The organism is Burkholderiales bacterium (assembly GCA_013695435.1).
Taxonomy (GTDB): domain Bacteria; phylum Pseudomonadota; class Gammaproteobacteria; order Burkholderiales; family JACMKV01; genus JACMKV01.
The window spans coordinates 1-22,083 of sequence record JACDAM010000054.1 but is presented as its reverse complement, the minus strand read 5'-3'; the positions used below and the strand labels follow the sequence as shown (position 1 = coordinate 22,083).

General features: G+C 59.6%; 25 protein-coding genes. 6 read left to right on the top strand and 19 right to left on the bottom strand.

Annotation, left to right across the window (positions count from 1 at the left end; translation table 11 throughout):
- Window positions 1-24: 24 nt before the first annotated feature.
- The 8 genes from pdxJ to H0V78_03140 all read right to left on the bottom strand — a co-directional run bounded on the left by pdxJ (window position 25) and on the right by H0V78_03140 (window position 7,914).
- Window positions 25-762 (bottom strand): pyridoxine 5'-phosphate synthase, encoded by a 738-nt coding sequence (gene pdxJ / locus H0V78_03175; GenBank protein MBA2350811.1) that lies wholly within the window; start codon window positions 760-762, stop codon window positions 25-27.
- A complete protein-coding gene (gene recO / locus H0V78_03170; GenBank protein ID MBA2350810.1) occupies window positions 759-1,535 on the bottom strand; it encodes a DNA repair protein RecO in 777 nt (258 codons plus the stop codon). Before recO ends, pdxJ begins: the two co-directional genes overlap by 4 nt.
- Window positions 1,536-1,552: 17 nt before the next feature.
- Window positions 1,553-2,467, bottom strand: coding sequence for a GTPase Era (gene era, locus H0V78_03165; protein ID MBA2350809.1), 915 nt, complete (start codon window positions 2,465-2,467; stop codon window positions 1,553-1,555).
- Between the two features lie 39 nt (window positions 2,468-2,506).
- Window positions 2,507-3,163: a ribonuclease III gene (gene rnc, locus H0V78_03160; protein ID MBA2350808.1), complete on the bottom strand. Its 657-nt coding sequence runs from the start codon at window positions 3,161-3,163 to the stop codon at window positions 2,507-2,509.
- 40 nt (window positions 3,164-3,203) lie between these two features.
- On the bottom strand, window positions 3,204-3,557 hold the full coding sequence (locus tag H0V78_03155; protein MBA2350807.1) for a DUF4845 domain-containing protein: 354 nt from the start codon (window positions 3,555-3,557) through the stop codon (window positions 3,204-3,206).
- A gap of 98 nt (window positions 3,558-3,655) precedes the next feature.
- Window positions 3,656-4,459: a signal peptidase I gene (lepB, locus tag H0V78_03150; protein MBA2350806.1), complete on the bottom strand. Its 804-nt coding sequence runs from the start codon at window positions 4,457-4,459 to the stop codon at window positions 3,656-3,658.
- A gap of 130 nt (window positions 4,460-4,589) precedes the next feature.
- Window positions 4,590-6,383 (bottom strand): elongation factor 4, encoded by a 1,794-nt coding sequence (lepA, locus tag H0V78_03145; protein ID MBA2350805.1) that lies wholly within the window; start codon window positions 6,381-6,383, stop codon window positions 4,590-4,592.
- A gap of 127 nt (window positions 6,384-6,510) precedes the next feature.
- Complete coding sequence (locus tag H0V78_03140) at window positions 6,511-7,914, bottom strand: DegQ family serine endoprotease (GenBank protein MBA2350804.1); 1,404 nt, start codon at window positions 7,912-7,914, stop codon at window positions 6,511-6,513.
- A gap of 310 nt (window positions 7,915-8,224) precedes the next feature.
- On the opposite strand from H0V78_03140, the gene H0V78_03135 reads away from it, so the two are divergent.
- The gene (locus tag H0V78_03135) at window positions 8,225-8,560 is read left to right on the top strand and encodes a hypothetical protein (GenBank protein MBA2350803.1); all 336 of its coding nucleotides are present in this window, start codon (window positions 8,225-8,227) and stop codon (window positions 8,558-8,560) included.
- Between the two features lie 530 nt (window positions 8,561-9,090).
- Here H0V78_03135 and H0V78_03130 read toward each other — a convergent pair.
- On the bottom strand, window positions 9,091-9,795 hold the full coding sequence (locus H0V78_03130; protein MBA2350802.1) for a Crp/Fnr family transcriptional regulator: 705 nt from the start codon (window positions 9,793-9,795) through the stop codon (window positions 9,091-9,093).
- Between the two features lie 295 nt (window positions 9,796-10,090).
- Entirely contained in the window at window positions 10,091-10,819 is a 729-nt protein-coding gene (locus H0V78_03125) for a Crp/Fnr family transcriptional regulator (protein MBA2350801.1), read from the bottom strand.
- Between the two features lie 229 nt (window positions 10,820-11,048).
- Between H0V78_03125 and H0V78_03120 the strand changes: the two genes are divergently transcribed.
- From H0V78_03120 to H0V78_03110, 3 genes are all read left to right on the top strand, one after another.
- Entirely contained in the window at window positions 11,049-11,276 is a 228-nt protein-coding gene (locus H0V78_03120) for a hypothetical protein (protein MBA2350800.1), read from the top strand.
- A 677-nt stretch (window positions 11,277-11,953) separates the two neighbouring features.
- Window positions 11,954-12,496: a BON domain-containing protein gene (locus H0V78_03115; protein ID MBA2350799.1), complete on the top strand. Its 543-nt coding sequence runs from the start codon at window positions 11,954-11,956 to the stop codon at window positions 12,494-12,496.
- 17 nt (window positions 12,497-12,513) lie between these two features.
- Entirely contained in the window at window positions 12,514-12,912 is a 399-nt protein-coding gene (locus H0V78_03110) for a LysM peptidoglycan-binding domain-containing protein (protein MBA2350798.1), read from the top strand.
- Between the two features lie 180 nt (window positions 12,913-13,092).
- On the opposite strand, the gene H0V78_03105 is transcribed toward H0V78_03110, so the two are convergent.
- The 9 genes from H0V78_03105 to H0V78_03065 all read right to left on the bottom strand — a co-directional run bounded on the left by H0V78_03105 (window position 13,093) and on the right by H0V78_03065 (window position 20,725).
- The gene (locus H0V78_03105) at window positions 13,093-14,193 is read right to left on the bottom strand and encodes an OmpA family protein (GenBank protein ID MBA2350797.1); all 1,101 of its coding nucleotides are present in this window, start codon (window positions 14,191-14,193) and stop codon (window positions 13,093-13,095) included.
- Window positions 14,194-14,469: 276 nt separating this feature from the next.
- A complete protein-coding gene (locus H0V78_03100) occupies window positions 14,470-15,285 on the bottom strand; it encodes a transporter (GenBank protein MBA2350796.1) in 816 nt (271 codons plus the stop codon).
- A 63-nt stretch (window positions 15,286-15,348) separates the two neighbouring features.
- Window positions 15,349-15,564 (bottom strand): PRC-barrel domain-containing protein, encoded by a 216-nt coding sequence (locus tag H0V78_03095; GenBank protein ID MBA2350795.1) that lies wholly within the window; start codon window positions 15,562-15,564, stop codon window positions 15,349-15,351.
- Between the two features lie 305 nt (window positions 15,565-15,869).
- Entirely contained in the window at window positions 15,870-16,739 is an 870-nt protein-coding gene (locus tag H0V78_03090) for a DUF2382 domain-containing protein (GenBank protein ID MBA2350794.1), read from the bottom strand.
- A gap of 42 nt (window positions 16,740-16,781) precedes the next feature.
- Window positions 16,782-17,288, bottom strand: coding sequence for a YsnF/AvaK domain-containing protein (locus tag H0V78_03085; protein MBA2350793.1), 507 nt, complete (start codon window positions 17,286-17,288; stop codon window positions 16,782-16,784).
- A 188-nt stretch (window positions 17,289-17,476) separates the two neighbouring features.
- Window positions 17,477-18,067 carry a hypothetical protein gene (locus H0V78_03080; protein ID MBA2350792.1) on the bottom strand — a complete coding sequence of 197 codons (591 nt, stop codon included), beginning with the start codon at window positions 18,065-18,067 and terminating at the stop codon, window positions 17,477-17,479.
- A 311-nt stretch (window positions 18,068-18,378) separates the two neighbouring features.
- A complete protein-coding gene (locus tag H0V78_03075; protein ID MBA2350791.1) occupies window positions 18,379-18,579 on the bottom strand; it encodes a hypothetical protein in 201 nt (66 codons plus the stop codon).
- A 77-nt stretch (window positions 18,580-18,656) separates the two neighbouring features.
- Window positions 18,657-19,508 (bottom strand): small-conductance mechanosensitive ion channel, encoded by an 852-nt coding sequence (locus H0V78_03070; GenBank protein ID MBA2350790.1) that lies wholly within the window; start codon window positions 19,506-19,508, stop codon window positions 18,657-18,659.
- A 524-nt stretch (window positions 19,509-20,032) separates the two neighbouring features.
- Complete coding sequence (locus tag H0V78_03065; protein MBA2350789.1) at window positions 20,033-20,725, bottom strand: hypothetical protein; 693 nt, start codon at window positions 20,723-20,725, stop codon at window positions 20,033-20,035.
- Window positions 20,726-21,036: 311 nt separating this feature from the next.
- On the opposite strand from H0V78_03065, the gene H0V78_03060 reads away from it, so the two are divergent.
- Both H0V78_03060 and H0V78_03055 read left to right on the top strand, forming a co-directional pair.
- Window positions 21,037-21,516, top strand: a complete 480-nt coding sequence (locus H0V78_03060) for a CoA-binding protein (protein MBA2350788.1) — start codon at window positions 21,037-21,039, stop codon at window positions 21,514-21,516.
- A 62-nt stretch (window positions 21,517-21,578) separates the two neighbouring features.
- On the top strand, window positions 21,579-22,083 hold a 505-nt coding region (locus H0V78_03055), incomplete at its 3' end, for a PLP-dependent transferase (GenBank protein ID MBA2350787.1).

Genomic DNA, 22,083 nt, shown 5'->3' with positions numbered 1-22,083 from the left:
AAGTATGGACAAGCGCTTCGTTTTTCAACAGCCTGTTCGAACGCGGGCGGCTGCCATCAGCTGTTTCATTTCGCGCACCGCGGCGTCCCAACCGGCGAACAGGGCGTGGGCGACGATCGCGTGACCGATGTTAAGTTCGCGCATGCACGGGATCGCGGCAATTGCCAGGACATTGTGATAGTGCAAGCCATGTCCGGCGTGTACGCGCAGACCGATCGATTCGGCATATGTCGCGGCGTCTTCGATTTTTTGCAGCTCATGCATTTGCGCTACCGCCGTCGGCGCACCACTGTAATGGCCGGTATGAATCTCAATGACCGGCGCACCGGCCTCGCTGGCGGCATCGATCTGGGCGCGCTCGGCATCGATGAACAGCGACACGCGCACGCCGGCATCGGCAAACCTGGCGCACGCCTCCTTGACGCGGTCGAAATGACGCAAGACATCGAGCCCGCCCTCGGTAGTCAGTTCGGCGCGGCGTTCGGGAACGAGGCAAACATCGTGCGGCCTGATACGTAAAGCGAAGCGCAGCATTTCGTCCGTCAATGCCGATTCGAGATTCATGCGCGTCTGCAGCAGTTGGCGCAGGATTTCGACATCGCTGTCCTGGATATGACGGCGATCCTCGCGCAGATGCAGCGTGATCGAATCCGCTCCGGCGGATTCTGCGCGCAGCGCTGCTTCGATCGGGCTCGGATAAAGCGTGCCGCGCGCCTGACGCAAGGTCGCGACGTGGTCGATATTGACGCCGAGCTGAATCATAGTTGCCGCAGGTCTTTCATCAGTTGCCGCGTATTCAGACTTTGCGCGCCGAGATAGTGATCGATAATCGCGCGCATCAGGAGTTTGCTTTGCTGCAAAGTCGTAGCATCCGAATAGTCGTCACGCGCCATATCGAGCAAGGTCTTGCCGCTGATTTCGACAAGCGGAGGCTTTCCGCCGCCGGTTCCTGGGCCGACCGATTCTACCTTTTTTTCCCTGACGCCGGCGGGCGCGACCGGCAGCGCGCCGCGCTCCATGACATACGCATATTGCCGATCGGCTTCTATCGTGGCGCCGTTGCGCGCATCGCGGGTCAAGGTCAGCGCGTAACCCAATTCCTGCAGAAAACGCTTCTCGAATCGGCGCAGGATAGGCGCCACTTCGCCGGCGCCGGCCAATTCCTGCAGCGCGGCGTGATAGCTGTCGAACAGCAGCGGATGCGGATCGTCGCGCGCGAGCAGTTTGAGCAGCAATTCGTTCAGGTAGAAGCCGCAGATCAGCGCTTCGCCATGCAGCATCGGCAACCCGCCCAGCCATTCGGCGCGATGCAGAGTGCGCAATTCGTTTTTGCCGAACCAGCTCAGGGCGAGCGGCTGGAACGCAAGCAGCGCGCCGCGCAGGGCCGACTTCGGCCGCCGCGCGCCGCGCGCAACCAGCGCAACGCGTCCGGCATCGCGGGCGAATATCTCGATGACCAGGCTGGTCTCGCGGAATGGATAGGTATGCAGAACGAAGGCAGTCTGCGCATCCTGCCGCGCTTTATCCGCGGCCATCCACAGTCGCGAGAGTGTTACGGATCATAGCCAAACCGCGCCAGCGCGCGGCTGTCGTCGGCCCAGCCGCTTTTGACCTTGACCCAGACCTTCAGAAAAACCTTGCCGCCGAACAAGCGCTCCATATCGAGCCGCGCCGCCGTGGCGATTTCTTTCAGCTTTTCTCCGCGTTCGCCGATGACGATGGCTTTCTGCCCCGGCTTGTCAACGAAGATGGTGGCGTGGATACGGCGCAAACCGCCATCTTCGACAAACTGGTCGATCGCCACGCTGCATGCATAAGGAAGCTCCTCTCCGAGCGAACGGAACAGCTTCTCGCGTATCGATTCGGCCGCGAAAAAACGCTCGTCGCGATCGGTCACCTGATCGTCCGGATAAAGCGGTTCCTGCTCCGGCAAATGGCCCGCGATCGCAGCGGTCAATTCGGCCATCCCCTTCCCTTGTTTGGCCGAAACCGGAACGATCGCCGTGAAAGCGAATTCCACGGCCAGCTTTTCCATCAGCGGCAACAGCAATGCCTGATCCTCAAGCCGATCGATTTTGTTGATGACGGCCAACACCGGTCGGGCGGCCGGCAGCAATCTGATGACCTCGCGATCGCGCGCGCCCAACTGGCCAGCCTCGATGACCAGCAATACGATATCGACTTCGCGCAGCGCTTGTTTGACGCTGCGATTCAGGGCGCTGTTCAACGCGTTCAGATGCCGGGTCTGGAAACCCGGCGTATCGACAAAGACGAACTGCGCCCGCTCCCGATTCAAAATCCCGGCGACGCGATGACGTGTGGTTTGCGCCTTGCGCGAGGTGATGCTGAGCTTCTGCCCGACGAGATGGTTGAACAATGTAGATTTGCCGACGTTGGGTCGCCCGACGATGGCGATATGTCCAACGCGAAAAGGGGGTTGCCCGAGAGGTTGCGCGGCGGATTGCATAACAGGGTTCAGAGCGCAAACAGGCTGCCGGCAATCCGGTCAAGCCCGCGCCGCCAGTTGATACGCGAGCCTCGCGGCATTCTGCTCGGCGCTGCGCCGGCTCATGCCTTCGCCGGTGGCTTGGACATTCAATTCGGCAATCGTGCATTCGACCTGAAACTCCTGCTCGTGCGCCTCGCCGCGCGTCGCGCGGACGCTGTATTGCGGTAACGCGATGCGCCGCGCCTGCAGGTATTCCTGCAGCACTGTCTTCGGGTCCTTGAGCATCGTGCCGGGATCGAGGCCGCGCAACAGCGGCGAGAACAGATGATGCACGACCTGCCGGACGCAATCGAATCCGCCATCGAGAAAAACCGCGGCGAGGACAGCTTCCAGAGCATCGGCGAGTATCGAAGGGCGCCGGAAACCGCCGCTTTTCAATTCCCCTTCGCCCAGCAAGATCTCCTCGCCGAGGTTCAGGGCTTGCGCGATTTCGTACAGCGTTTGCTGATTGACCAGGCTCGCCCGCAGACGCGACAGCTCGCCTTCGGAAAGCCGCGGAAACTGCTGATACAGCGCATCGGCGATCAGACAATTCAGCACGCTGTCGCCCAGAAATTCCAGGCGCTCGTTGTTATTCGCACTGTGGCTGCGATGGGTCAGCGCGCGGCGCAGCAGTTCGGGTTGGACGAAGCTGTAAGCGAGGCGCTCGCTGATGCGGAGTCCAGAATGACTTACGGCGCCCTGCTTCACGCCACTACTCGCTGGATGCGAGAAAATCGAAGCAGGCCGATACGTTCGCAACAATCGGTACGCGCTTGGCGTAGCTTGCGTTCAGCACCAGCCGGTTACTGTCTTTCGAGATCTCAAGGTCTTGCGGCGTCACGGCGGTGATATCGTCTATCTGGCTCGATTTGCCGAATGCGCTGCGAATTTGCGCGGGCGTTGCTTTTTGCATTTCCGGGTCGCTGGCGATGCGGTTCAGGGTTTTTTTAACCGTAAAGTACTCTATGTAGGCTGGCAAAACCCTGAATAGCAATAGCGCGGCGAAGATGATCACAACCGATGCGACCAGCAATCCCGACAAACTGATTCCGCGTTGCCTGAGCATAGTTTTCCCCTGCTGGTTTTATAGTTGAGAAGCGTCACCGATGGCGTTTTGACATCCTGGATTCCCGCTTTCGCGGATGACTGCGCAATGCCTGGCACTCAGTCTATTGGCTGGCCCACGCGTTTCAACGCATCGAAATTCCACCAGATGATGAACGCCTTGCCGACAATATTTCGCTCAGAGACAAAGCCCCAGTAGCGGCTGTCGAAGCTGCTGTCGCGATTATCGCCGACCATGAAGTAATGGCCCGCTGGCACCGTGCAACTCAAGGCGGCGTCATTGTAAGCGCAATTTTCGCGCCGCGGAAACTGGCGCACGCCGGCAAGCTGCAGATTCGGCGTGTCGGGTTGGACCAGCGTCGAATAAAGGTGCTCGCCGAGCTTTTCCTCGCGGCGCAAAGAAGTCACGAAATCGAGACCGTTTTCGACGTAGCTGTACTCGCCTATGGGATGGACAGGCACCAGTTCGCCATTGATCGTAAAGCGTTTGTTCCGGTACTCGATCCTGTCGCCGGGCAAGCCAATTACACGCTTGATGTAATCGAGCGACGGGTTTTCCGGGTAGCGGAACACCATCACGTCACCCCGTTCCGGCTCGCCGACGTCGACGATCTTGATGTTCACGATTGGCAGGCGCAGACCGTATGCATATTTGTTGACCAGAATGAAATCGCCGACCAGCAGGGTCGGGATCATCGAGCCCGACGGAATCTTGAACGGCTCGACCAGAAACGAGCGCAATACGAAAACGATGAGGATGACCGGAAAGAAACTTTTCGGATACTCGACCCACCAGGGCTCCTTGCCGTCCGGCCCGCGCCACCTTTGCAGAACCCAACGGTCGAGCAACCAGATGCTGCCCGTCACGAGCAGCAGGATAAACATGATCCAGGCGAAGTTCATGGCCTGTATTCCGGGGATTGGGTATAGGGTATCGGGAACCGGCAAACCGCAACCGCCAAACCCCATACCACGATCGCCAGGCCGCGATCCCTAATCTCCGATATCCGATTCCCGATTCCCGTCTCACGCCTCATTTATTCTCCGTTTGCAAGATCGCCAGAAACGCTTCCTGTGGAATCTCGACATTGCCGACCTGCTTCATGCGTTTCTTACCGGCTTTTTGCTTTTCGAGCAGTTTCTTTTTGCGCGTGATGTCGCCGCCGTAGCATTTGGCGAGCACGTTTTTGCGCAGCGCCTTGATGGTTTCGCGGGCGATGATGTGGGAACCAATGGCGGCCTGCACGGCGACATCGAACATCTGACGCGGAATCAGCTTCTGCATGCGCGCCGCCAGATCGCGCCCGCGATATTGACTGCCTGCGCGATGCACGATCGTCGATAGCGCATCGACCTTGTCGCCGTTGATCAGGATGTCGAGCTTGACGAGGTCGGCGGCGCGAAATTCCTTGAACTCGTAATCCATCGAGGCATAGCCGCGGCTCACGGATTTCAGCTTGTCGAAAAAATCGACAACGACTTCGTTCAGCGGAATTTCATAGGTCAGCATCACCTGGCGGCCCAGGTACTGCATATTGCGTTGCGCGCCGCGCTTTTGCGTGCACAAGGTGATGACGGCGCCGAGATAATCCTGGGGCACGAGTATCGATGTCGTGATGATCGGCTCGCGGATTTCTTCGATCTTGGAAGGATCGGGAAGCTTCGATGGATTCTCGATTTCGCTGACCGTGCCGTCGCGCAACAGCAGTTGATAGACCACGGTCGGCGCCGTCGTGATCAGGTCCATGTCGTATTCGCGCTCGAGCCGTTCCTGCACGATATCGAGGTGCAAAAGACCAAGGAAACCGCAGCGGAAACCAAAACCCAGCGCCTGCGACGTTTCCGGCTCGTAGCGCAGCGATGCATCGTTCAATTGCAGCTTCTGCAGCGCGTCGCGCAGCGCGTCATACTGATTCGATTCGACCGGATAAAGCCCGGCGAAAACCTGCGGCTTGATTTCGCGGAAACCGGGAAGCGCCGCGGCGGCGCGCCGATCGGCCAGGGTAACGGTGTCGCCGACCTTGGCTGACTGCAATTCCTTGATGCCGGCGATAATGAAGCCGACTTCGCCCGCCGAAAGCCGCGGCCGCGGTGTGCTTTTCGGCGTGAATACGCCGACCTGTTCGCAAAGATGGAGCGCGCCGTTCGACATCAGCAAAATCCTGTCTTTCGGCTTCAGGCTGCCTTGAAACACGCGCACCAGCATGACCACGCCGACGTAATTGTCGAACCACGAATCGATGATCAACGCCTGCAGCGGCGCTTCGCGATCGCCCCTCGGCGGCGGCATCCGAGCGATCACGGCTTCCAGAATATCGGTGACGCCGAGCCCGGTTTTGGCGCTGGCGTGCAATGCGTTTTGCGCCGGGATGCCGACGATGTCCTCGATTTCCTCGATCACGCGCGCCGGCTCGGCTGACGGCAGATCGATCTTGTTCAGCACGGGTACGACTTCGACGCCCTGCTCGATCGCCGTATAGCAATTCGCAACCGTCTGCGCTTCGACCCCCTGCGACGCATCGACGACCAGGAGCGCGCCTTCGCACGCCGCCAGCGAGCGCGAGACTTCGTACGAAAAATCGACGTGGCCCGGCGTGTCGATCAAATTCAGAAGATAGGTCTGGCCATCGCGTGCACGGTATTCGAGCGCTGCGGTCTGCGCCTTGATCGTGATGCCGCGTTCGCGCTCGAGCGCCATCGAATCGAGCACCTGCGCTTCCATCTCGCGATCGGAAAGGCCGCCGCACAACTGGATGATGCGATCGGCGAGCGTCGATTTACCGTGATCGATGTGGGCGATGATGGAGAAGTTGCGGATGTGCTGCAAGGGAACCCTGATCAGAAAAAAGGGCACTGACCGTGCCCTTGCGAAAGCCGGATTTTATCGGATTATCGCGGCGGCGTCGCCACAGATGGCGGAGAGCGCGCGGCAAGCGGCGCCCGATCCGGATTTCCTACTCCGCAATCTTCAGCGGAATATAAGTCGAACTTCCACCGCGCTGAATCAGCAGCGCGATGCTGCGGCCTTTTTTGTAGCCCTTGACAAGTGCGGCAAACTGGTCGGCTGATTTCACGTCCTGATCGTTGATCGCGATCAGGATATCCCCGCGCCGGATACCGGCTCGTGCGGCGGCGCCCTGCGCGTCTTCGACGAGAACGCCGACGCTGGTCGCTGCCCGCAGCGCTTCGGGCAACTCGGCCAGCGTCATGCCGAGCATCGTGGCAGCTTGCGGCGCGGCCTCTGGCACGACCGGTTTGCGCAGCGCAAGCTTTTCCACCCGTTCGTCCGGAATTTCGCCGACCAGCACAGACAATTTGCGGGTTTTGCCTTTGCGCCAGATTTGCACCGGAACCCTGCTTCCGGGTTTGGTCGCGCCGACGACGCGCGGCAGATCACCCGATGTCGCGACCGGCTTGCCATCGAACGCGAGAATTATGTCGGACGCGGCGAGACCGGCTTTTTCGCCCGGGCTGCCGCTTTCGACCGAATTGACGAGCGCCCCCTCCGGCACACGGAGGCCGAACGATTGCGCGAGTTCCTTCGTCACATCCTGAATCACGACGCCGATGCGGCCGCGACGCACGCGGCCGCTCGTGCGCAGCTGATTCGAAACGTCGACGGCGACATCGATCGGGATCGCGAACGACAAACCCATGAAGCCGCCGGTGCGGCTGTAGATTTGCGAATTGATGCCGACGACTTCGCCTCGCAGATTGAGCAGCGGCCCGCCCGAGTTGCCGGGATTGACCGCGACGTCGGTCTGGATGAACGGCACGAAGCTGTCCTGCGGCAGCGCCCGGCCCTTGGCGCTGACAATACCGGCGGTCATGGTATTTTCGAAACCGAACGGCGAGCCGATGGCGATCACCCACTCGCCGACCTTGAGTTCGGACGGATCACCGAAATTGAGCCGCGGCAGATCGCTGCCGTCGATTTTGATCAGCGCGATGTCGGTGCGGCGATCGGCGCCGATGACTTTCGCTTTGAATTCCCTCTTATCGACCAGCTTGACCGTAATTTCATCAGCCATTGCCACAACATGGGCATTGGTCAGGACATAGCCGTCGGCACTGATGATGAACCCCGAACCCAGCGACTTCGATTCGAAATCGCGCGGCGCGCCTTCGCCGCCCGGTCCGTACTTCCTGAAGAATTCGTAGAAAGGATCGTCTTCGGGAAGATTGGGAACGGCCGGGTATCCGGCGCGCGGTTGGCGCGCCTGGCTGATGGTGCTGATGTTGACAACCGCGGCCCCCTGCTTTTCGGCCAGACCGGTAAAATCCGGCAGTTCGCGAAGCTGCCCGGCCGCGCCGAGCGGGATCAAAAGCAGTATGGCGATCAGCAGTTTTTTGACCATCGCTAGCCCCGGCTTGCGCAACCCGGAACGTCTGTCCGGAATTCCGTCGGATCGTCCGGGCCAGGCTGAATCCCTGCCCGCCTCGTGCTCGAACGATGCGATTATGTTATGCGAATATTTGGCAACGCGACAGCGCGAAAGTTTGTCCTGCAATACTGCGCTGTCACGGACGGCAGAAATAATTCCCTTTACAGCCACGGTAGATGTAACATCTGGCAGAATTCCGCGCGCTGCAGCGGTTGAGCGGGCGGAATAGACACGCCCGCAACGGCCAGCCCACGACGCTTTCATAACCAGAGGAATACCGACGATGCCAACAGCCAGGAAAGTAGCCCCTAAAAAAAGCCCCGCCAAAACGCAGGATAAAAAAGTGCCGGCCAAAACCGCTGCGAAACGCGTACCCAATGCCGGCTTCATGAAACCCGTGCAGCCCAGCGACGATCTGGCCGCGATCATCGGAAGCAAGGCCATACCGCGCACCGAAGTGACGAAAAAGATCTGGGAATACATCAAGAGCCACAACCTGCAAGACAGCCAGAACAAACGCAACATCAACGCGGATGACAAGTTGAAGCCCATTTTCGGCGGCAAGAAAACCGTCTCGATGTTCGAGATGACGAAGCTGGTCAACGCTCATCTGAAGTAAACCGCAGGGCCTGCGTTCAGCTCGCTGATCGCACGCCTGAAGTCGTTTTGACAACTTCACATGCGCATCGCCGGCGGCGCTGGCGCTGCGCTGAACGTCTGTGTCGTGCTTTCCGCGCACTGCCGCAGCGAGACAATCCACATTTCCCCGGCCGGCGCGCTCCCCTGCAGACGGCCGGATTCGCCGGTGCCCCGCCGACACGGCGTTCGCGCAGCGATCCGGGGCGGGAGGGGCGTCGCGACACATTACTGCAAAGCAGCTGCTTGCGGGAGCGACGCCTTCGAACCCGGCTCCGCCCCAAAGCTTCGCTCGCCGTGATCCGGGTTCGGCCGAGTCGCACTCCCCGCAAACTGGCGGCTACGCCACTAACGTGTCCGTGCGACGTGTCCGCGCGCCGGGATGGGGGTGAGGAGCGGCCGCAGCGGCAGCGATGGTTTTCGGCTTCCGCGATTCTTTTGGCATCCCCACCCCGGCCCTCTCCAGCAGGTGGGGAGGGAGCAAACCGATCAGCGTCGGGTTCACCGAATCGCCTACCGCAAAAAATCGTACTCGGCTCTGATGATGGGATAACACTCGCACGCAGCTGCTTTCAACCCCGGCCGGTCGAGCACCGTGATCTCGCCACGGCTATAACGAATCAGCCCCTGTTTCTGCAGCTTGCCCGCTGCTTGCGTCACGCGTTCGCGGCGTACGCCGAGCATCGGCACCATGAACTCCTGAGTCATGCTGAAGACATCGGATTGCCCGAAATCCAGCGTCAGCAGCAGCCAGCGCGCGGCGCGCTCCTCGACCGTGTGAGTGCGAAGGCAGACCGCCGATTGCGCGATCTGCATCATCAGCGCGTGCGTGTAGCGCATCAGCAGACGGCGCAGCGCGGCGCTGTGTTCGACGTGCCTGCGCAGCGCGGCGGCGCTCATACGCATGGCGCTGCCCTGCGCCTGCACCAGCGCGCGATGCCTGGTGACGGCGACGCCGAGAAAGACATTCACGCCGGCGATCCCTTCGTTGCCGACCACGCCGATTTCCACACTGGAATGGTTGTGCGCCGTGGACAACAGCGAAACGATGCCGCTGTCCGGAAACCAGGCGTGGCGTACGGTTTCGCCGGCCCGATACAACTCGTCGGTCAACGTCAATTCGACGCGCCGCAAATCGGGCAGCAACTTTTTGTAATCGGCGCGGGACAGGGCGGCTAAGAGACGGTTTTGTATCCGCTCGGTTTTGGCGCGGGCCATGGCGATCTCCTCCGGGTAGTCATTGGGAAAACTCCCAACTGACAACGTCAAGAAGAGTTGGTTACTCCCGGATGTCGGCGACTGTAATGTTGGTGCTTTGGTACGGGCTGACGCTCAATGCTATACGAACGAATGCTATGAGAATGCGCAACAAAACCAGGGTTCCACCAAGAGAAAAAAGAGGCGGCCTGGCGACCGCCTCAAGGATCTCAAGGAGGTAGAGATCAGAACTACACCATCAGCATGACAGCTTCCGCGCCGGCGTTCTGTGCGCTATCGCACTTAAGCGAGGCCGTCAGGCGAGTACCCTTTGATCATTCAGCAGTCGTTCGTACTCGAGCTTCACCACGCGATAGCATTCGCAAACCGCCTCTTCCAGGCCTGTGCGGTTGTTGATGTTGACGCGCCCGCGGTTGTAGCGGATCAGGCCCGCGCTTTGCAGTCGTCCGGCAGCCAGGGTGACGCCTTCGCGTCGCACGCCGAGCATGTTCGCCATCAATTCCTGCGTCATCACGAGTTCGTCGTTCTGCAACCGGTCATGGCTCAACAGCAGCCAGCGGCACAGTTGCTCATCGAGAGTGTGGAGTTGATTGCACACCGCGGTCTGCGACATTTGCGTGATCAGCGCCTGCGTAAAGCGCAGCAGCGCGATCTGCATCTCGCCGCCGCGCTTGAATTCGTCCTGAAGCGCTTTCGCCGGCAGGCGCAGCGCGCTGCCCGCGCTTTGGATGATGGCGCGGTTCGGCATGGTGTCGCCGCCCATATACAGAGCCAGGCCGACCAGGCCTTCGTTGCCGACAACGCCGATCTCGGCGGAGACGCCGTTTTCCATCGTGTACAGCAACGAAATGATGCAGGTGACGGGGAAATAGACGTGCTGCAACTTTGCGCCGGGTTCGTAGATGACGTCGCCGAGCTTGAAATCGACCGGCTCCAGCGAGGGCTCAAGTCGCCGGAAAACGTTTTCGGGGAGGGCGGCGAGCAGATGGTTTGAAGGCGATTGTGGGGGCTTGGAATCAGGCACAGTGCTCTCCGATGAGGGGGCGGAAATCACGCGTTCGCGTCATAGCGAGGATATCGCACAGGCGCAAGGTCCAATTATGTGCGTTTTAACACATAGTGACAAACTCGTCGCAAGATCCTTAGCGCCGCAGCGCCCAGCGTGCGATATCGCACAGACCAAAATGCGGGGGGAGGTCATGCTATGCCCTATGGCCAGTCCATGGCTTCAGGGAGGAAACAGGAGGAAATTCATGCAAGATACCGTCACGCTAAAGCGAAAAAGGTCCGACGAAAGCGAGCTAATCGATCACCTCCGGCATGACTTCGAGCACGTCAAAGCGATGCTGCACAAATCCGAAGGGAGGCTGAAAGCGCGGGCCGATGCGGAAATCGCCGCCAGCGATAAATTGGCGCGTGAACTGCGCGCGACGGAGGCGGCTCTCGAATCCGCGCGCCTTGCGCTGCTGCGGAAATTTTGATCGAAGAGTCACTTTCCCCGGACAAGTTTTAAGGAAAGGACGAAAAGGAGAACAGGAACGCCAGACCCAGTCTTTCGATGCGACCACGGCAACGGAGCGCGCACGGAGAGCGCGCCGGCTGCCATTCTGGCCGATCCGCGCCCGGTTAAACCGGACTATGCGGAGCAACACGGTCAGGACTCGATCCAGCTTCAGCTGGATTATCATTTGCAATGGCTTGCGATCGAACTGCCGAAGCGCCTCGAGCGGCTTGAGAAGGATGTTGGCGCGCGTTCCTCGATGCTGGAGCGTGCGAGCCTTCTTGCGCAGGCGCCGCGTACGTGAATGCAGGACATGCCTGAAGCTACCGCGGCAGAGAATCGATGAGCCTTCTGGACATCATCATATTCGCCGCCACCGTCATCCCCGTAAGCTGCCTGATCTTCGCTGCGGGTGGCGGCGATCGAGGCCAGGCTGTGGCATGACGACGCTGCAAAGTCTGAGCCTGAGGATTGACGGCAGCGGCTTTTGGAATAGGGCGCTTTCAAATATGCTCAAGCAGAGTAAACTTTCTGCCCCACTTATCGCGGTGTGGGAAGTATAATTTGCCGGCATTATCGGTATCCGCCGATGGTGCACGCGATTCCTCTCCGATTCTTACCAAGCAAAAAATCGTCATACCAAAAAGGAGGCTCTTCATGCCCATTGCTACGCCCCGTAAATATTGGTTTTTTCTCGTATTTCTCATGGCTGGCATGCTGGCCGGCTGCGCACCGAAGGACGACAAGATCGGCTCCGAAGTTCAAGCCAGAGTCGCGGCGGCCGCTCCCGGCATTACCGCAGCCGTCAAGGATGGTGTCGTAACCCTGTCGGGACAAGTCGATTCCGATAACGCAAAGACGCAGGCCGAGCGGACGGCGCGCGACGTCAAGGGCGTGAAAAACGTCGTGAACAACCTCAAAGTCAAGTCGGCCCCGCTCGCCACGCCGGATATGGCGCCCGCGCCTGTCGCTACGCCGGACAAAGCGCCGGCGCCGGCGTTCGAAGCCGACGACGCGAAAATCAAAAATGCCGTCACCGCGAACCTGGAAAAGGTTGGCGTCAGCGGAGTCGACGTTCAGGTGCAAAACGGCGAGGTCAAGCTGACGGGCGACATCAAACGCGCGCAATTGCAGGATGCAATGAAGGCAGCCAATGAAGCCAAGCCGAAGAAAGTCGTCAACGAAATGACCATCAAATAAGCGCGGAGAAAACGATCATGGCATTGACCGACAAGTACCAGAAACTCATCATTAGCGCCAGGCAGGACAAGGTCGCGGATTTCTCCGCGCGCGAACAGGACGGTGTGCTTTATGTCACCGGCAAAGCGCCCAGCGAGGCCGTCAAACAACGGCTCTGGGACATCTACGGTGAAATCGATCCCGACATGCGCGCTGCAGATGTTGTCATGAATATCGACGTTGCGCCGGCCCCGACGGCAAAGACGGGAACTGCCACGGAAACGACTTACACGGTGCAGAAGGGCGATTCGCTATCGAAGATCGCAAAGAACTATCCGGGCCTCACCTGGCAAAAAATATATGAAGCCAACAAGGATCAGATCAAGAATCCGGATTTGATCCATCCGGGACAGAAGCTGAAGATTCCGGGGAAATAAGGGAACCGCCGGGATTTGCTGTCAAAGAGCATCCGCACCCTGATCTACTGCGCTCGCTCCGTTTTTCAACACCCTGTCCAGGTGGCGGCCGACAAACGCTGGTTACAGCCGCCAGCTTAAAACAACACGCCCCGTTCCCGGGGCGTGTTGTTCGCTCGCCATCCTGCGGCGGTCCGAATGTTACTCCTGCCGCATGGCCTCGACGTCGACGTCCACGCGCCTGTTCGGCTGGAAACACTTGATGAGCGCAGCGCGGGTCTTGGCCTGACCTTTTGCCTTGCATTCGGCTGCCGTGATCTTGAGCCCGCTCTCGCCGCGTCCTTCGACGCGAATGTCGCTGGCCGAAACACCGCGACTGGTGATGTAATCACGCACTGCGTTCGCTCTCTGCAGGGAGAGTTTCTTGTTATAAACCTCGGACCCCAGCGGATCGGTGTGTCCGATAATGACGATCGAATTGAACGTCCCGCCTGAGATCTGCGCTGTGTTGACGAAATCATCGATCCGTTTTTTGCCCTCCGCGGTCAGCACGGCCTTGTCGAACTGGAACGTGCCGTCGGTCTCGATTTCGAAACGCGTGACCTTCGGCGCAGGCGGCGGTGGCGGGGGCGGAGCTGGTTCCGGTTCCGGCGCCGGTTCGGGTGGCGGGGGCTCAGCCGCTGGCGCTGGTTTCGGCGCCTCCGCTACAAGCGGCTTTGGGCCCAGCGGAATCTGCAAGCCCAGACCGACCAGAAAATCGTCGAAATTTCCGCCCGTCGCGATATTTCCGCGATTGCTATCCCAGCGATAACGCGCGTCCAGCACGAGGCGGGCCCAGTCTCCCAAAGGCGCTACGACACCCGCGCCTACGTTGCCGTACACACTCCATTTGTCTTCGGCAGGAACGTCGTCCCTGATGCCGCCGCCGCCAAGCAGGAAGTAAGGCTGCAGCTGATCCTGCTTGCCCACACCCTCGCGTCCCAGAAAAAACCATTGCGCGTCCGCGCCGAAACTCCAGTTATGGTAGTCTCCGGGCCCGCCGGATTCGCCATCGAGTTTCTCGTAGAGCGAGCGAAGCTCGAAATTCAGATACGGATTGATCGGACGACCGATTGCCAGGCCGACGGCGCCGCCGACATCGGCGTTGCGCTCGTCGTCCGGGATAACCATGTTGACAGATGGCGTGATGTACCAGCGGTTATCGAAATAGCGCTCAGGCTCGTAAACGGCCTGGCTATGGGAGATCAAGGGAGCAGTCGCCGCCGCGACGCCAATCACTGTCAACAGACTGATTCTTCGCATCGGAATCTCCTTCTTCTTAATGCAGACGTGGGATAGCCAGATTACGCCAAAGCGGTGCGGCATTGCCACAAAAATCTTTTGGTATGTAGCGTATGTGCAACAGCGTGGGCACATGAGTTTCCAGTCGCATGGCGGCGATACTTCCGCGGATATCAGTCGATAGGACGCGCATCCCCGGTCCCGGAATCGTAGTGTTAACCGGGTTTCCGATCATCCCCCGCGATGGCTTTTGCCGAAGATCCTGCGCCATCCGACAAGGTTTCCCATCGCCGCGAACTACCATCGAAGGCTGGCGCCAGCACCGACGTAAAAGTCCGGAGCGGCAGCGTTCAGCCCGCCGCCGATAACGGCGTCCAGCGCCATATTGTGGGTGAAGACGTAAATGACGCCGGCATTGGCATTGTGCTCGGGAGCTTCATGCCGGGTGAAGATGCCGAAGTATTCGACGTAGGCGCGCAACCGATCCGCCAGCGGGACCCCGATACCGGCGCCTATGCCGGACTGTCCTATCCGGTCATCATCGTCATCGGTGGTCGAGGTGACGAGCGCCGTGCCGAAATACCCCGCGTTCGCCACATCGTAAGTCCACAGCAAGCCGAGAGACGGATCGACCGAATCCGATGTTTTATTCCCCGCCCCCGTCGGTAACGACACTTGCCCAAGCAGGCCGAGCGCGGGAAGCGCGCCGCTCTGCCCGGTCAATTGCGTCTTGAGCGCGACAGTCGTATCGGTTCCGCCTTTGAACGATCGATCGCCCACCCCGGCATCGGAGTAGCCGTCCCAGCCCAACTGCAATTCGAGGTTCTTCGCCAGCCCCGCGCGCAACAGCGCGAATGGGAGCGTCACATCCTCGTCGTCGCTATCGATTTTGCTGAGTTGCACGCCGGATTCGATTTGCAAATGACCCGCCGCGAGCGGAACCGGGCTCGTGCTGAAGCTCGGCCGCGCGGTGTCGATCTCGTCTGTCAGCGGTTCGGGTTCGATGCCAAAAAAACCCAGCGGCGCTCGCACTGCCGCGATCGCGGGCGAGAACGCCAAAACAGTGCACAGCGCGCCGATGAGTTCGCCGATAAGCAATTTTTTCAGAGACAATTCGCTTCCGTGCGTTAGCTTCCTGCACCGTTGCGTAAAATCAATCGTGTCTCCTTCCTGCGTTTATGGCTTTTGCCAAAAGCCATTGGCGGCTTCTTTCGACGGCCAGTTGTCCTTGTCGAAGCCGGCGATTTTGTCGAGCGTTTTCTCGTCAACGTCAATCACAAAGACTTCGCCGTCGGCGGTGCGGCGCAGGCGGTTCCACGGAATCGGAATCAGCTTTTCGCCCAGACCCAGAAAGCCGCCATGCGCCATGACGGCGTAGGCGACTAAGCTCACGCCCGATGGCGGACTTCATATGCGACGACCGGCTTTTCTGCTTGCCCTGCGTTTTTGCAGCCAACGCCAGACATAGCCGCCGAGCGCGAGATAGATTGCTTTTTTCATCACTTCTCCTTCCTCACAACTTTCTCATTCGGTTGCGTTCGGGCGCGCATGTCGTTCATTTGCACAGCGTGTGCGCGACGCTGAGGTCGTGCCTGGCTTCTACGCGGGGCGCGCCGTGAGACGTCCGCATATTGCGCCACTGCTTTCGCGACGCTCGTCAATTGAGAGGGGCGGCTTCGCCACCCCCTTAACGTCAATTAAGCCGCGCGGCGCTCTTCGCCGCGGTAACTCGCGCCGGAGTTCATGCGCCGTTCCGGGCCGCCGTAACGACCCGATTTCGACGACCCGTTGCCCGAGCCCTGCCCGAGTTGCTCGACGTCGACATCGGTTTTGCGCACGTTGCCCTTGACGGTCTGATCGCGCGTGCTGCTTTCCTTGCCGATCACCACTTCCTCGACAACGCGTGAAGTTTTGCCGACAACAGCCTCCTCGGCAGTACCGCGAACCTCGAACGACTGGTCTTTGAAAGCCTTGTCGGAATCGGTCGCGGCGCGATCCACCGGCCGGCGCTTCACGGTCGCGTGCTCCTCGCGCAAATTGACGGTTTCCTCGACCGGCGTTTCGGTGACGCGTGTATGCACCCGTATGCCGCCGCGCTGCAACTCGCGTTTGCCGACTGTCATTTGCTCTTCGATAATCGGAATCCTGGATCCTTCGTTGCCGCCTCGCAACGCCGTGCCGGCCGCCTGCGAACCCTGCCAGCCGCTTTCGCGCCACGAGGCTTCGCGCTCATCGATATCGACCGGGTCGAACTCATCGATGATATCCGCGGCGCGCTCGGCTTCATCGTCGCTCGCCGCATCGACGGTGAGGACGTAGCTGCCGCGCCGCACCGCTTCGGTATAGGTTTCGTCCTGATCGCCGAAACCGAAAAAGTTGGCGATCTTGTCGCCGAACGATTCCTCCTGATCCGGCCGGCTCGCGCTCGCGCTTTCGGCGCTATAGCCGAGACTTTCAGCCGAGGCGATGCGCGCATTGCTGCTCGAAAAACCTTTATTGGTCAGGGCATCGAGCGCTTGTTGCGCTTCGCTTTGATTGTCAAATACGGCTACCAATGTTTTTTCCATGATGAATTCCTTTCGTAAAATGACAGCTTCATTTTAAATGGATCAATCGTTGATCCCGGTGTTGCCCGGAGGCTCGACCGCATCGCTGGAACGTTCGTCGAACTGCTCGATCGAGACTTCTTCCGACCGAAGAACGACGCGTTGCGGTTCGCGAACCTCGTAATGCCTGCGACTGATGCGCAGCTCTTCTTTCAAAATCGTGCGTTTCTCGACGACCAGAATTTCTTCCAGTATCGGCACGATCATGGTTTCGCCTTCGTAGCGGACGTCCGGAATTTCCGTGGCGGCGACAACCTGGTTGAGGCTGACGCGCTCGAAGACGACATCGTCCCGGGCCAGCAACTCGTCGACGATCTCCTCGCGTTCCGAAACGGTTTTGGTGACGCGTATGCCTTGCCCCGTTTCGACTACGCGCTTGCTGACGACAAGCTCTTCCCGCACGACCGGAATGACGGTCTGGTTGCCCGTTTCGTCCACGCCCCGGGCCGCCGCCAACAAGGATTTCGACAGATTTTCCTGGGCGCTTTCGTCTTCAAAAAACTTTGGCATGCCTTACCTTTCCAACCTTACTCAGCAGCGCGGGACGGTCGGCCTGAGGTTCCTCGAAGGCCATTCATGCTTCGACAAGCTCAGCACGAACGGCACTTAACTGATATATCTCCGTTCGGCCTGAGCCCTTCGGCTTTACTCAAGAACAGGCCTGTCGAAGGCCATTCCGTCCGCTCACAGCAGCCCGCTCACAGCATTGTCCCGCGCGCTTTTTCCGCGCGCGCCGCGCCGATAGCGGTCTTCACGTCTTTCTCTTCTTCCGGAGGCGGCAGCACCGCGGGCATTCCGAGCGATTTAATCCACAATTCGCGGCACCAGCCTTTGCTGTGATAGATGTGTTCGTCTTCCTCGTCCTCGACCTCGTCGGTCGCGGCTGTCAACAGCTTCTTCTCGTCGCCCTTGGCTTTCTCGGCGCACTTGGTCAGCAATTCCCAGTTTTGATGGTCCTTGGTCTCGGCGAGCACCACGCATTCGCAGGCGACCAGTTCGGCCGCTTCCGGCTTGCCGCTTTGCTTCGCCATTTGCATCGCCTTCACCAGCCCTTCGCCGAGATGGTGAACCACCTGGCGTCCCGGTGTTTGCTGTGCCGCGTCCAGGCCGAGCTTCTCGAATAGATCCTGGACGACTTCCACGTGATGCGTCGTCTGTTCGAGATACTTTGTCCATTCTTCCTTCAAGTCTTTATTGACCACGCACTGCAAGGCGGTCGTATAAACCTGCACGCCTCCCAACTCGGTTTCCAGCATTTGATACAAAAGCTCTTTGACTTGCTCGTTCATGGTTTTCTCCTTCGCTCAGGGTTCAAGGCAGGTTGCAATGAGAGTCGAGAACAACAAACCAGGGTGCTTCCCCCGGTTCAAGCCCGGGCTGAAGGCCGCTCGCAATGACAGTTGTCTTTGCGAGGGGAGGCCCCGCCGACACGGCGTTCGCGCAGCGATCCGGGGCGGGAGGCGGGGCTTGGCGCGCTCCCCGCAAACGGCCGCTTCGCGGTACGTGTCCGCGCTCCCCGCAAACCGCCGCTGTCGCGGTAACGTGTCCGCGCGCCCGCCGACGCGGCAATCCCGCGTCGTCAATGCGAGAGCGGCTCCAGCTATTTCGCGCCGCGTCCGCCGCTGGTCGGATCGGAATCCTTGGTCGATCTCCCGCCGGTACCGGATTTGGTGGTCGGATCGGTATCTTTTGCCGTATCTCTGGTTCCGTAGATGTTGTCATCCGCGAACGGGTTCATAGCGCATCCCGTGATAGTCATGGTGATGAACGAAAATAGAAGGACCGCAGTGACTTTTTTCATCGTAATCTCCAGTTGGATACAGTGAAACCGCGTTAAATTCTCCGGCGCTGGCCTTTGCGCATTCGAAACTGAGACCGCTAGGCCGCGCGCCGCTCCTTACCCGTATAACTCGCGCTTAAATTCCTGCGTCGTTCCGAACCGCTGTAAGGCACTGATCTTATCTGCTGCGCTTCGTGCTTCGTCTGCTCTTTCATCTGCTGACCCTGCTGTTTCGCGGCATCCGCAACCGCCGCCGCTTTCGGCGCCGCTTCCTTGCCTTTGCTGTACAACTCCGCGACCATCTTGCCGGCGGTTTCTTTTCCGCCCAACCCGAACGCGAGGCCGATCGCCAACGCCACCGCGCCGACTGTCGCCATGAACAGCGTGTTGACCAGCGCTTCGCCGATGCCGAGCTGGTTGACCGCGATGATGATGGCGAACGCCCAAACGCCGACGCTGGCGATGGTCGCCATGACAGCAGGATTGCCGATGCCGGCTTTTTCGGCTGTCCCTTTGACTAATTTGGAGAGCGCCTGCGCGGCGATCCCGCCGATGACCAGCACCACCATCGCGACGATCAGATTCGGAATCCACAGCAGCACCTGCTGCACGAATTGCGACACCGCGGGCAGCCCAAGGGCGTCGAACGCAACGACCAGCGTGATGAGCCGGATAAACCACTTCACGATGTCGGCGAAAAAACCCGAGGCATCGGTGCCCATGCTCTGCATGAACCCGGCGATTCCCGCGCGCTCCGCAAGCTGGTTGAACTTGACCTTGTGCAACAGCGCCGCCACGACTTTGGCGATCAGGCTGGCGATGAACCAGCCGATAACCAGAATCAGGATGAAAGCGATGATCTTCGGGATTGCCGCCATGAAGACCGCAAGCGCGCCGGTTATCGATGTCATGAACGCGTCGCCCCAGTTTTGAACGGTGCCTGTTTCCATGCTTTACTCCTTTGTGTGATTTCGCACATAAGTGCGCGATCGAGCGATAACTTCTGATTTCGCTTTCAGCACGATTCGCGCCACGTGTTGACGCCCGGTTTTTTTATGATCTAAAGCGGTGTCGCGCGTCGGGAAGGGAGAAAAGTGTAAGGCCTACAATGGTTAGCCGTTTTTACAACCGCTTTTTACACTGCGACGGACAGCGCATTTTCCTCGATCGCGAGTGCGCCCGTGAATCCAGCGGAAACAGTCTTGAAGGCACAGCAACGGAGCGCCGCGAACGAAGCAGCGGATTTGCGACGAATCGGCCGAACGCCGCTCTCGCAGTGGGCGCCTAGTGGTTTCGCAACCAGGGCTGGTGTCCCGTCGAGAGATGAACGCCATATGTTCGTTCGGCCCCCGATTAAACCTGGCATTTCCAGGGCAGCTCTGAACTTGTCGAAGGCCGTTCATGCTTCGACGGGCTCAGCACGAACGGCTTTTGACTTATGACCTTTTTTTAGAAAACATCATAATTAGAAGGCTTAGCGGTTTTGCTGCTTCTCCGCCTCGCCGCTGAACGACTTGCCCTCGCTAGGGGTTGCGCTGGAATCATTTGCGCCCTTCGACGGATTCGATGAGCCCGCCGGTCCATCCGCGCCGCCTTTGCGCGACTGCTGTTTTTCAGCTTCGCTGCTGTACGGTTTTCCTTCGGCCGACGTGCTGCCCGGAGCGTTGGCGCCCCTGGAAGGATTGGCCGAACCCGCCGCGCCTCTACCTGCCTCCGGGGACTGATTCGCGCGAGCTTCGTCGGTCAACGTTGTTCCCGGCGCCGCCGTCGTGCCGGCGTCAGACCCTGTTGTGCTCCGAGTGGAAGATGGCGCGCTTCTTGTGGTTTTCGATTCGGTGGTCTTCGATCCTTCGTCGCGCATGGCCGCGCCTGAGCCCGATTTGCGCTGCTTGCCGACCCATTCTTCGGTGCTGATCATGCCGTCCTTATCCTTGTCCATCTTCTTGAACGTCGATTCTTGCATGTCCATGAATTCTTCCTGAGACACCGCCTTGTCTCCGTCTTTATCCATGGCCTTCATCACTTTCATCGTGCGCAAGCCTTGACCACCGCGCGCATAGCCGCCGGTCGAAAACATCACGTCGTCCGCCGCGCTCGCCACGGAAATACCCGCGATCGACGACGCCATCAGCGCGGCCGCGGCCGCGATGCTTGTCAGTTTGAACATTGCTCGACTCCTTAAGTTGAAAATCCCGTCCGGGATGTGACGATTGATGGTGCCCGCTTTCCGAATCGAGTTCTGTGCGCTATCGCACATTGCCGGACGCAGTGATGACTTCAGCAGACGCAACTATGACTCTCGCCACCCGAATGCGTTCGCGGACAGACGATTCCGGCATTGACTGCGGCCGCTGTTGACGTAAACGCGCGGTGTAGCGATACAGCTTCGCGGCCGGCGCAGCGCTGCCGCGTTTTGCACTTCCCTTGCCATTGCGGTAGCGTCATCATTCTGCTTTACCGAACCATTCCTGACTTGTTATGAGCGCGCCTGATATCGCGACGTTACGCCGCATACTTCTGGAAAACAGAACCATCGCCGTCGTAGGCCTCTCAGCCGACTGGTTCCGGCCGAGTTATTTCGCGGCCAAATACATGCTCGATCACGGCTACCGGATCATTCCGGTCAATCCGAAATACGCGGGAGATGAGGTGCTCGGCCAGAGGTGTCATGCCAATCTGCGCGACGTGCCCGAACCCGTCGACATCGTCGATTGCTTTCGCAAAAGTGCGGACATCGCGCCGATCGCACAAGACGCAATTGCCATCGGCGCCAAAGTCCTCTGGCTGCAAATCGGGGTGATCGACGAAGAAGCCGGGCGACTGGCGCTTGCCGCGGGTTTGCAATTCGTGATGGATCGCTGCGTGAAGATCGAACACGCGCGGCTATTCGGCGGGCTGAATTTCGCCGGCGTCGATACCAAGGTCATATCGGCTAAGCGTTCGTTATGTTTGCCCTGAATATCTCGACGACGAAGCCGCGGAGGAAGACGCGGACCAGGCCGCGTCTGCGCTGAGGCGCTATGTCAGACCGCGAATTTGGTTTCGAAACACTGTGTCTGCACGCGGGCCAAGTCCCGGACGCGGCTACGGGTTCGCGCGCGGTGCCGATCTATCAGACGACCTCCTACGTATTCGATTCGGCCGACCAGGCGGCGTCGCTGTTCAATTTGCAAACGTTCGGCAACGTCTATTCGCGGCTGTCGAACCCGACCAATGCCGTGCTCGAACAGCGCATCGCAGCTTTGGAGGGCGGGCGCGCCGGACTCGCGTTGGCGTCCGGCATGGCGGCGCAGACCGTCGCGTTGCTGACTTTGCTCGAAGCCGGCGACCAGTTGATCGCGGCCAATACGCTGTACGGCGGCACTTATTCGCAGCTCGATGTCAGCTTCAGAAAGCTCGGCATCGATACCGTATTCGTCAAACCCGATGATCCGAGAGACTTCGCCCGTGCGATCACCCCGAAAACCAGGGCGCTGTATGCCGAGACGATAGGCAATCCGCAGATCAACCTGTTCGACATCGAAG